This window comes from Rhodococcus sp. EPR-157 (genome assembly GCF_001647195.1).
In the GTDB taxonomy this organism is placed as follows: domain Bacteria; phylum Actinomycetota; class Actinomycetes; order Mycobacteriales; family Mycobacteriaceae; genus Rhodococcoides.
Map to the genome: position 1 here is coordinate 1 of NZ_LVCV01000635.1, position 10848 is coordinate 10848.

The 10848-nt window shown below is 63.2% G+C and carries 9 protein-coding genes; 6 read left to right on the top strand and 3 right to left on the bottom strand.

Going from position 1 to position 10848, the window contains the following annotated elements; all coding sequences use genetic code 11:
* On the top strand, nucleotides 1–981 hold a 981-nt coding region (locus A2J03_RS26950), incomplete at its 5' end, for a sensor histidine kinase (protein ID WP_068380458.1).
* Nucleotides 978–1625, top strand: a complete 648-nt coding sequence (locus A2J03_RS26955) for a response regulator (RefSeq protein ID WP_068380461.1) — start codon at nucleotides 978–980, stop codon at nucleotides 1623–1625. The genes A2J03_RS26950 and A2J03_RS26955, both read left to right, overlap by 4 nt.
* A 30-nt stretch (nucleotides 1626–1655) precedes the next feature.
* Here A2J03_RS26955 and A2J03_RS26960 read toward each other — a convergent pair whose 3' ends face one another.
* Nucleotides 1656–2879 (bottom strand): serine/threonine-protein kinase, encoded by a 1224-nt coding sequence (locus A2J03_RS26960; protein ID WP_068380464.1) that lies wholly within the window; start codon nucleotides 2877–2879, stop codon nucleotides 1656–1658.
* A gap of 211 nt (nucleotides 2880–3090) precedes the next feature.
* Here A2J03_RS26960 and A2J03_RS26965 point away from each other — a divergent pair, with 211 nt between their 5' ends.
* The 4 genes from A2J03_RS26965 to A2J03_RS26980 are packed head-to-tail and all read left to right on the top strand — an operon-like array spanning nucleotide 3091 to nucleotide 6845.
* On the top strand, nucleotides 3091–3933 hold the full coding sequence (locus tag A2J03_RS26965) for a hypothetical protein (protein WP_156520614.1): 843 nt from the start codon (nucleotides 3091–3093) through the stop codon (nucleotides 3931–3933).
* Nucleotides 3930–5483, top strand: coding sequence for a DNA polymerase Y family protein (locus tag A2J03_RS26970; RefSeq protein ID WP_068380467.1), 1554 nt, complete (start codon nucleotides 3930–3932; stop codon nucleotides 5481–5483). Before A2J03_RS26965 ends, A2J03_RS26970 begins: the two co-directional genes overlap by 4 nt.
* 46 nt (nucleotides 5484–5529) lie before the next feature.
* Nucleotides 5530–6297, top strand: coding sequence for an alpha/beta fold hydrolase (locus tag A2J03_RS26975; RefSeq protein ID WP_068380470.1), 768 nt, complete (start codon nucleotides 5530–5532; stop codon nucleotides 6295–6297).
* A gap of 26 nt (nucleotides 6298–6323) precedes the next feature.
* Entirely contained in the window at nucleotides 6324–6845 is a 522-nt protein-coding gene (locus tag A2J03_RS26980) for a hypothetical protein (protein ID WP_068380473.1), read from the top strand.
* Here A2J03_RS26980 and A2J03_RS26985 read toward each other — a convergent pair.
* Together A2J03_RS26985 and A2J03_RS26990 are read right to left on the bottom strand one after the other, a co-directional pair.
* Nucleotides 6835–8832 carry an SDR family oxidoreductase gene (locus tag A2J03_RS26985; RefSeq protein ID WP_068380476.1) on the bottom strand — a complete coding sequence of 666 codons (1998 nt, stop codon included), beginning with the start codon at nucleotides 8830–8832 and terminating at the stop codon, nucleotides 6835–6837. The genes A2J03_RS26980 and A2J03_RS26985 overlap by 11 nt on opposite strands.
* A gap of 238 nt (nucleotides 8833–9070) precedes the next feature.
* On the bottom strand, nucleotides 9071–10848 hold a 1778-nt coding region (locus A2J03_RS26990; RefSeq protein ID WP_068380479.1), incomplete at its 5' end, for an MMPL family transporter.

Sequence of the window (10848 nt, forward strand, 5' to 3'; positions counted from 1 at the left end):
CTGGACGGGACGGCAGCGTCGGCGCTTGTGCCGATCGTCGTCGTCGTGGTCGGTGCGGCGCTGGTGTGGCGGGAGTTCGATTCCGACGGTCCGCGTTCGATCCTCGGGATGCCGAAGAAACCGACTGTGTTGAGTTGGGCTCGAGTCGTCGGCGGCGCGACTCTCATCGTGCTCGGCCTCGGCGTCGTGGTGTTGGCACGCGTCGATATCGCCTCGGTCCGTTCGTCGTTGTTGGCCGTCATCGTCACCCTTATCGGTGCTGCTCTGCTGACAGTTCCGTTGTGGCTGCGGATGTGGCGCACCTTGAACTCCGAGCGCTCGGCTCGAATTCGCAACGAAGAGCGCGAGGAGATCGCCTCGCATCTCCACGATTCGGTGTTGCAGACGCTGGCGTTGATACAGAAGCAATCCGATCAACCACAGGAAGTGATGCGGCTGGCACGCGGCCAGGAACGCGAACTCCGCAAGTGGTTGTTCGAAGGCGGAGATCCCGACCACTCTTCACTTGCCGAAGCGCTCAAGACCATCGCGGGCGAGGTCGAGGATCAGCACGGAGTCACGGTCAGGCCCATTACGGTCGGTGACGTGCAGCTGTCGGCGGACGACTCCAGTTCGGGGTTGCAGCGTGAGCACTTCACCGCTCTGCTCGGCGCGACCCGTGAAGCGCTCGTCAACGCCGCGAAACACTCCGGTGAGACCAACATCGATTTGTTCGCCGAGACCGAACCGGACAAGGTGACGGTCTTCGTCCGAGACAGAGGAACCGGCTTCGACGAGAACCTGGTTCCGCTCGACAGGCAAGGCCTTACCCGATCGATTCGGGGAAGAATCGAACGCCGCGGAGGGGAGGTGTCGGTACGCTCGCAGGTAGGCAAAGGGACGGAGGTTCGAATCTTGATGCCCCGCACTGTCGTAGAAGATACTCATGCAGCACGTGTGAAGACCAACGAGCAACCGATACCGCAGGAGCAGCCAAGGTGACCGACACCTTCCGTGTCTTTCTCGTCGACGATCATGCAGTGTTCCGTTCCGGTGTACGAGCCGAACTCGGACGTGAGAGCGACATCGAAGTGGTCGGGGAAGCAGGGGGTGTCGCCGATGCCGTAGCCGGAATCGCGGCGACGAAACCCGATGTCGTACTGCTCGACGTGCATATGCCCGACGGAGGTGGTGTCGCAGTGCTCGGTCGGATCGAGGCCGGTCCGGTATGCCTCGCGCTGTCGGTGTCCGACGCCGCCGAGGACGTCATCGCCGTCATCCGCGCGGGTGCGCGTGGGTATGTCACCAAGACCATCTCCGGATCCGAACTGGCCGACGGTGTTCGACGCGTCGCCGGGGGAGACGCGGTCTTCTCGCCGCGCCTGGCAGGGTTCGTACTCGACTCGTTCACCGGGAAGTCGGCAGCGCCGGAACCTCCGCTCGATCCGGAGCTCGATTCGCTGACCCCTCGTGAGCTCGAGGTCCTGCGGCTGTTGGCACGTGGGTACACCTACCGTGAGATCGCCGAGGATCTGTTCATCTCGGTCAAGACCGTCGAAACCCACGCGTCGAACGTTCTCCGAAAGACCCAGCAATCGAACCGGAATGCGCTGACCCGATGGGCGCACAATCGGCGTATCGATTGAGTGTCGTTCTTTCTCGATCGCGTTGAGCGCCTACAGAAGTGCGACTATCAGGATGAGCACCAGAACCACCACTGCGACGAGTCCGGCGAGTACGACGGCGGGCGGGACGTCGACCTTGTCGCCCACGACGTCGTCGATTCGATCCAGCACGGTGTCGAGTGGGTTCTTCTTCTTCGGCGCGTCGAATGGTGGGGGAGAGTAGGCCTTGGGGGTGTGATCCTCGCCCAGTCCACTCGAGCGGACGGCTGGAAGTCCAGCGATAGTGTTGCCGAATTCGCGTGAGGGTTTGCGTGTTTCGGCCACCGGGGTCGACCGGTGGGCCCAGGTGGGCACGCCGCCGTCGGATGCGGTGAGTGGTACGCCACGGAGCTGAGCAATGGTTCCGCGGGGGCTGATTGCTCCTCTGATGATCTCGTCGCGAGCCTGCGACATCGTCGGTCGGCGGGCCGGATCAGGCTCCAGCATGTGCAGCAACGCCGAGGTGAGATCGCCGGATCTGGTGGGGGTGATGATCTGGCCACGCGCCACCCGGTGTAGCAGGGCGATGGAGTCCTGGTCGATGTCGAACGGAGGCCTTCCCTCGATCGCGGTGTACAGCGTCGCGCCGAGCGAGAACACGTCGCTCGCTTCGGTAGGATCCTGGCCGCGTGCCACCTCGGGTGCGAAGTACGCCGGTGTCCCTGTGATGACCGAGGAATCCGATTCCTCGACATCACCTTTCGCGCGGGAGATACCGAAGTCGCTTATCTTGACGATGCCGAGAGTGCGTCCGCGGTCGGCGATGAGGATGTTGCCGGGCTTGATGTCGCGGTGCACTATTCCGGCCGCGTGCGCTTCGGTGAGTGCGTCGGCGACCTGCGCACCGACTTGAGCTACTTCGTAGGGCGGTAGTGAATCGGTGGTGTTGAGCGCTTGCGCAAGAGAGCGCGAGGGCATGTACTCCATGACGAGCCACGGTTCGCCGCCCTCGATGGCGACGTCGTGCATGGCGATGGCGTGCGGACTCGACAACCTGGCGGCTATCCGTCCCTCGCGCATGGCCCGATTGCGAACCTCGCGAGCGGCCTTGTCGCTCAGGTTAGCCGTCGACGTGACCTGTTTGACGGCCACTTTGCGGCCCATGAGTGTGTCCTGCGCAAGCCAGACCGCGCCCATTCCGCCGCCCCCGAGCTTGTAGGCGAGACGGTACCTGCCGGCGAGTAGGTAGTCGGGTCCGACGACCCGTGCGGTGCGTTGCTGCTCGGTCACGACCACAGGTTAGTGGACAGCGAGCGTCACTGCCCACGACGGTGGCCCGGCGGTGACTCCGAGGTCTCCACCTGGGGCTTCGAGGCCATCTTGACGATGGTCGGCGGAGCGGCTTTACTGGAGCATGTTCGAAAGTCTGTTCGAAGACGAAACTTCCCGGTCGTCTTGCGAGCGGGCTCGTGTACCTGATTTCGTCGATTCACCGGGGAGGAAAAGCATGTCTGTTCCTGCCGACGCTCCACATGATCCGAACGTCTCTCTCGACGATATGTCACTACCGGAGAGAGTCGCTTATCTTCGGCGACGTATGGCGGGGGTTCCCCCGCGGGGTGAGGCACGTTCCCTGTCATATCCGACGCCGTCCTATCCGGCACCGTCGGTCGAAAGGGAAAAAGACGAGGAGAGGCAGGATCAGTTACCTGCCAAGGCCGTGTTGGCTGTTCCCGACGCACTCGCGACTCTGCTCCCGCACCGAGGTCTTGCCAGAGGATCGGTGACTGCGATCTCGGGTGCTGGGTCACTGATGCTCGGTCTGGTCGCATCGGTCACGGCGTCCGGCGGCTATGTGGCGGTAGTCGGGCAACCGCGGTTCGGGTTGCTGGCTGCAGCCGAGATGGGCGCCGACTTGAATCGGCTGGCTGTCGTACCCGATCCCGGTGAGGATCCGGTAGAGGTGGCGGCCATCCTTCTCGACGGCTTGGATCTCGTCGTGTTGGGTCTCGGCGGCCGTTCCGTGCCTCCGTCACGGGCGCGTGCCGTAATTGCGCGCGCTCGAAGCAAAGGTGCGTCGTTGCTGGTCGCGGATGGACACTGGGACGGTGTCGACCTGCGACTCGACGCCGCTGTGCGCAGTGTCGGTGGAGTGGGAACCGGAGAGCAAGCCGGTCGGGGCAGGCTGCGAACTCTGCGATTGGAAGTGTGCGCGCAGGGTAAGGCGATGCGTCCCCGGCGTACGTGTTTCGATCTTCGATCCGAGCACGGTCGTATCGAATGGTTCGAGGTTCCGCTCGGTGTCTCTGCAGGCATTCGTCCTACCGACAGGATTGCGGTACTCGCATGAGCCGGGTCGTTGCACTCTGGTGCCCGGACTGGCCGGCCGTAGCGGCAGCCGCCGTCGCAGATCTTCCGGCGACGAGTCCGGTGGCGGTCGTATCGGCCAATCGTGTGATCGCCTGTTCCGCCCCGGCGCGTGCAGAGGGTGTGCGACGCGGACTACGTAAACGTGAGGCTCAAGCGCGCTGCCCCGAAGTTCATGTGGCAACGGCAGATTCGGATCGAGACGGGCGATTGTTCGAACCGGTTGCCGCAGCTGTCGACGCGATTGCACCGGGAGTCGAGGTGCTGCGGCCGGGCTTGCTGCTTCTCGGTGCCCGAGGGGTGAGCAGATATTTCGGATCCGAGCACAAAGCCGCGGAGCGCTTGATCGATCAGGCCGCGAGCGCAGGAGTCGAATGCCAGATAGGAATCGCCGACGAGTTGTCGACGGCAGTCATCGCAGCCAGGCATGCCGCGATCGTTCCGAGAGGAAAAGGCGCGCACTATCTCGCGCCACTACCTGTCTCGGAACTTGCAGCCGAACCGAGCCTTGCCGCGGCGGATCGCGAGAACCTGATCGATCTGCTCCGACGTCTGGGTCTGCGCACCATCGGCGATTTCGCTGCACTCACTCCAGGTGATGTGGCATCCAGATTCGGAACGGACGCTGTGCTGGCTCATCGGAGTGCGAGAGGTGAGGCCGAACGTCCGCCGTCGGCGCGGCATCTGCCACCGGATCTGAACGTCGAGTACACATGTGACCCGCCGATCGATCGTGTCGACGCCGCGGCGTTCGCTGGACGAGGCATGGCGGAAAGACTGCATACCAAGCTTGCAGCGGCGGCGGTGGCCTGCACTCGTCTCCTCGTCCATGCGTCGACTGGAAACGGGGAGAATCTCTCACGCATATGGCGGTGCGCAGAACCGCTGACTCCGGAAGGGACTGCCGATCGGGTGCGGTGGCAGCTCGACGGATGGTTGACCGGTCGCAGCGAGAGACAGCCGACAGCAGGCATCACGACGCTTCGATTGGAGCCGGTGGAAGTTGTCGCTGCGGGGGAGCTTCAGCTGGGTCTGTGGGGAAGCGTCGGCGACGAAGAGGAACGGGCACGGCGTGCGCTGGTACGGGTACAGGGTCTTATCGGTGGTGATGCGGTGAAGATCGGTGTGCTGAGTGGAGGCAGGGGACCGGTCGAACGTGTGACTCTGCGCAGCCTGGGTGACGAGTTGGTCCCGCTGTCCGACCCGTCGGCTCCGTGGCCGGGAAAGCTGCCGCAACCGGCACCTGCCGCGGTGCTCGACACATCTCCTCGGGTGATGCTGGAAAACAGTAGCGGCAACGGAGTACGAATCGATGAGCGCGGCGGCTTCGACAGCCGGCCCGCAGTCCTTCGCTGGGGCAGCAAGAACTGGATGCTCAGCGGTTGGGCAGGGCCATGGCCGCTCGACGAGCGCTGGTGGGACCCGACGATAGGCACACAGGGTGCACGTGTGCAGGTGTTGTTCGAGGAAAGCCGCGCACTGCTGTTGATCTACGACGAAGACGGTTGGCGGGTCGAAGGTATCTACGAGTGACCCCCGGGCGCAGGACGATCCACAGGCGTCGCTCTAACCTGGACCCATGAGCGTGGAAGTGGCCGAACTCGACGTCGACGGCGTCCGTATTGCATTCCGGGACACCGGCGGCGTCGACAGTCGGCGCGATTTCTGCCCGGTCGTCCTGGTGCACGGCATGGGTGGCGACAGTGGGACGTGGGATCGGTTTGCGTCCGCATTGACGGCGGCTGGTCGTCGTGTCGTTGCCATCGACCTTCGAGGTCATGGCCGAAGCGCACACACGACCGACTACTCGTTCGACGCTTTCGGACGAGACGTGGCGGCGGTGCTCGACCACCTGAAGCTGACGGCGGTGGATCTCGTCGGGCACTCGCTCGGCGGCTACGCAGTGACAGTGGTTGCGCAGGACAGGCCGTCGATAGTCCGCTCGCTCGTGATCGAAGAGATGCCGATACCCATCAAGGATGGTGACGAGACACCGACATTCGCCAGGCGGTTGCCGAGTCCCGGCGAACTGTGGCACGCGGCCACGAGCGTCATCAGACACCCACGCGCTGTCTTCGCCTACGACCGTTCCATGACATCACCCGCGATAGCCCAATTCCGACGGCCGAATGCGGTGTGGTGGGGCAGGCTTTCGGAGATTCGAGCATCGACTCTCGTCCTCCGTGGCGGGCCCGGTGGGATGGTGGATCCGGGGCGACTCGATTCGATGGTCGCGGCGATCGACGAATGCTCGGTTGTATCGTTCGACACCGGTCACAGTATTCATCGTGACAAGTATTCGGACTTCGAAGCCGTGGTGCTGCCGTTCCTGATGCGCGACAGCTGAACCCGTCGACGCCTTACTATCGACGTATGGGACTGACTACTCGGGACATTCCGCTGATTGCCTGGTCGGCGGCTTTCGTTGTCTCGCAGGCTACTATCGTCCGACTGCTCGGCCCGGCTGCACCTCGTGTTCTCGAAGTGCAGACGGCATGGTCGGCCGACCGCTACCGGCAGATCCTCGGCAGTATGGACGAGGTCGACACAGCTCGGTTCCGCAGTCACTACTACCCGGACTTCGTCCATCCAGCAATCTATGCCGCGGCGCTACGGGCCGGGGCGTCCCGGTTGGAGAAGTCGACCGATCTGTCGCCTGCGGTCGCTCGTGCGCTCGACGTCGCCCCGATCGTTTCTGCGGCAGGAGATTACGTGGAGAACGTCGTCGGCCTACACCTTCTCGATCACCCCGAGCACATCACCGACCTCGTGGTGCGCGCAACAACAGCAGTCAGCATCACCAAATGGATACTGGCGCTCGGCACGTTCGGCTACCTCGGAATCGGGTTCGGCCGAATCTGGGCACGCGCGATGTTTCGCTCCATCACCAGTTAGCGCCAGGAACCAACCGGCCCAGTCGGCGCGCCAGCTTGGCTGCCCGTGCAGATGGTGTCGAGGAGTCGTACTTTCTGGTCGGCATGAGTTCGGTCTCGACCGGCGTGGTGGATTGCTCGCCTTTGGCTGCCGCGGAATCCGGGAACTTACGATAGAACTGGTGCATCGTGCGATCCTTGCCCTTGGGCGTGAAGATGCTGCTGAACTGACCCAGTGTGCCGAGCGGTGTATCGATTCTCTTCGGCCTGTCGATCAGCGCACGCACGACCATCGCTCCAGCCTTTTCTGCTGACACGACCGGGCCGACATTCTTGTCGCCGGACGGTGTGATCATCGGCGTCGCGACGAGCGGCATGTGGATGGTGGTGAAGGTGATTCCGTCGGACAGTGTTTCCGCTGCCGCCACGTCGGCGAACGCGTCGAGTGCAGCCTTGCTGGCTACGTATGCAGAAAATCGCGGTGTATGTCCCTGTACCGCAGCGCTGCTGACGTTGACGATGTGTCCGAATCGGCGCGCGCGCATGTGTGGAAGCAGCGCGAGAACCAACCGCACGGCACCGAAGTAGTTGACTGCCATGGTGCGTTCGTAATCGTGCAGGCGATCGGTGGACCTGTACAAGGATCGGCGTATCGACCTGCCGGCGTTGTTGACGAGCATGTCCACGTGACCATGTTCGCTCACAATGGCTTTCACCGTCTGGTCGACCGATTCGGTGTCGGTCACATCGCACGGATAACCGTATGCATCACCGCCGTCGGCGCGAATGTCCGCCACGACGGTCTCGAGCTGTTCAGCGCCGCGTGCGAGCAGGATGACAGTGGCGCCCTTGCGGGCCGTGGACTCGGCGCTGGCCTTGCCGATACCCGACGACCCGCCGGTGATGACGATGTGGCGCCCGACCAGAGGCCCGCGAGGATCACTACGGCGTGCTCGGTTCGGGTCGAGATGCTTCTGCCAATGCTTCCAGAGGGTGTCCGCGTACGCTGCGAGTGGGGGCGGAGTAATTCCGCTGCCGCTCAACGCATTCTGCGTTGTAGTCGAGTCGAAAGTAGTCGGCAGAGTCAGATGATCGAGCATGACCGGCGGAACCCCGAACCGCGACAGCAGCGCATTGCGACCGTTGCGGAGAGCCCCCCGACGCGGGGAAACAACCGGCGCGGCGATCGCACCGGGAATTCCGATGACCTTTGCTTTCGACCCCGCCGCAGCACTGAACGCGCTGTAGACCTCGTGCATCGGTTGCGGATCAGGATTGACCAGATGGAAAACTCGCTGTCCGAGCGGGTTCCGGTGGATCAACTCGACGATGGCGGCTGCGACGTAGTCGACTGGAACCAAATTGGTGGATCCGATGTCGGGAACTGTAATGGGAAGCGTCGATGGGAGTTTGGCCAGTTCGGCGAAGAACGGGAAGAAGAAGTACGGGCCGTCGATCTTGTCGATCGCACCGGTTTCCGAGTGACCCAATACGGCTGACGGCCGGTAGACCCGCCAGTCGGTCGCCGACTCCCGAACGATCTCCTCGGACTCGAACTTGGTCCGGTGATACGCCGTCGGGAAGCCTTGTCCATTGTCGAAGTCGTTCTCGGTGAACGTTCCGGAGTAGTCTCCGGCGACGGCGATCGAGGAGATGTGGTGAAGCCTCGCGCCGGTGCGAACCGCGAGCTCGACGACGGCTCGGGTGCCGTCGACGTTGGTCGACGCTTGTTCGTCGCCGGCGGTCATGTCGTAGATGGCACCGAGGTGGACGATGTGATCGACGGTGGGCGGTGCTTCCCTCAATCCGAGTTCGGGTTCGGTGAGATCTCCGACGAGCGGGTGGATCCGATCCTTGCCGGTGAGTGCTGCGGCCTGCTGCTCGAGCTTAGCGAGCGACTGCTGCCGAACCAGGACATGTACCTCTGCGTCCGGGTCGCGCTCCAGCAGAAGTGGGATCACGTTCTGTCCGAGGAAGCCCGTACCGCCGGTAACGATGTAGTTCGCCATATCCGCCAACTTACTCCTAAGTAAGTTGTGAGGCCAGGCCTCGTGAGGTGACCGAAAGAGACATTCGCTGCGATTCGAGGTGTGGTCGGGCCTGAACGCGCACTTTTCAGCCGGTGCGCAGTTTGCAGCCGCATACAACGTGCGCGTTCGATGGAAGGTGCGCGTTCGGCCTCAAAGGTGACCGAAACAGTCATTCGGTCACCCCTACGCGGCCGTTCGGCCACCCCCGCGGCCTCCGCTAGTGCCCGATCCCGACCTTCGCGTGCACCTTCTTCATCCAGGCGGGAGCCCACCAGTTCGCCTCGCCCATTAGTTTCACCAGCGATGGGACCAGCAGCATTCTGATGATGGTGGCATCGATGATCAGTGCGAGGATCATGCCGACACCGAGGAATCTCATGATCGACAGGTCGGAGATGGTGAACGCACCGGTGACGATGATGAGGATCAGGGCCGCGGCTGTCACGATGCGTCCGGTGCGTTGGGCTCCGACGATCACTGCTTCCTCGGTCGTCGCTCCTGCGGTTCGTGCTTCGACCATCCGTGACATCAGGAAGACTTCGTAGTCGGTGGACAGCCCGAAGACGACCGCGAGGATGAGGACGACGAACGTCGCTTCGAGTGGTGCGGGTGTGATTCCGAGGAGTTCGGCACCGTGCCCTTCCTGGAATATCCAGGTCAGGACGCCGAAGGTGGCGCCGAGGCTCAGCCCGGCCATGAGTACGGCCTTGAACGGAAGAACGATCGAGCCGAATGCCAGAAACAGCAGGATCAATGTCGAGATCACCATGATCGCGATCATCGCGGGCAGCCACTTCGCGATTGCGGCGTTTCCGTCGTCGACGAGTGCGCGGTCTCCACCGACGAGAATCTCGGTGCCGTCCGGAGGCGTCATCTGGCGTAGTTCCGCGACGGCTGCGCTGGTCGACTGCTCTTCGGTTTCTCCTTCACCCGGCTCGCCGTAGGTTGCCTCGAGGACCACGAAATCGTTTGCCGATCCGGAGAATTCGACGCGTGCGATGCCGTCGACGTCGTCGGCCTGTCGGGTGACGTCGGCGATGGGAGAGCCCTGCGGTTTCTGGCCGTCGAGGCCGCGCAGTACTACGGTGGCCCCTTCGCCGGTGGAGGGAAATTCGGTGTTCAACGTCTCGACGGCAATGCGAGCGGGATCGTCCTTGGGGAGTGCGGTGTAGTCGACCTGCCCCAGAGTCACCGTGAGGATCGGCGCGGAGAGAACGAGCAGTGCCGCGATGATGACGGCGGCTACGACTCCAGGTTTGCGCATGACCCTGGTGACGACGCCACCCCAGAACTTCTGTGCACGTGCGTCGCTGCGGTCGGACGCCGTCTTGCTCCAGGTGAGGGAGTTGATGCGATGGCCGAGGATCGCGAGGAGTGCTGGAACTGCCGTCAGTGACAGGACCGCTGCCCCGAAGACAGCTGCCATCGCGCCGAATCCGAGTGATTTGACGACCGGTTGTGGGAACACGAGCATGCCTGCGAATGCGCAGATCAGCAGCAGGCCCGAGAAGATGACGGTCCGTCCTGCGGTGAGGACCGTGCGGATCGCTGCATCTGCCGGTTCGGCACCTTCGCGCATTTCCTCACGGAACCGACTGACGATGAACAGGCCGTAGTCGATCGCCAGGCCGAGTCCGAGGAGCGAGGCGACGTTGAGGGAGAACGAATTCACTTCCGTGAACGACGTCAGCGCACGCAAGATGGCGAGCGCGCTGAGGATGCTGAGGATTCCGACGAACACCGGTACCGCTGCAGCGGTAACGCCACCGAAGATGATGATCAACAGCACGAGAACGATCGGGATGGCGATGGCTTCGGAGCGCACCAGGTCGCTTTCGAGAGTCGTGCTGAACGAGATGCCTACGACCGACCCGCCGGCGAACTGCGAAGTGACGTTCGGGACTTCCAACTGCGGTAGAAGCTGGTCGAACGTGGCGAAAGTGATCCCGGAGTCGTCGCCGAGAGTGACCGTCGCGAGCGCCTTGGTGCCGTCTT

Bases quoted from the DNA above. Each gene is read 5' to 3' on its own strand.
- A2J03_RS26965 (WP_156520614.1), top strand. From the start codon at position 3,091: ATGTCTGTTCCTGCCGACGCTCCACATGATCCGAACGTCTCTCTCGAC.
- A2J03_RS26985 (WP_068380476.1), bottom strand. From the start codon at position 8,832: ATGGCGAACTACATCGTTACCGGCGGTACGGGCTTCCTCGGACAGAAC.
- A2J03_RS26975 (WP_068380470.1), top strand. From the start codon at position 5,530: ATGAGCGTGGAAGTGGCCGAACTCGACGTCGACGGCGTCCGTATTGCA.
- A2J03_RS26980 (WP_068380473.1), top strand. From the start codon at position 6,324: ATGGGACTGACTACTCGGGACATTCCGCTGATTGCCTGGTCGGCGGCT.
- A2J03_RS26970 (WP_068380467.1), top strand. From the start codon at position 3,930: ATGAGCCGGGTCGTTGCACTCTGGTGCCCGGACTGGCCGGCCGTAGCG.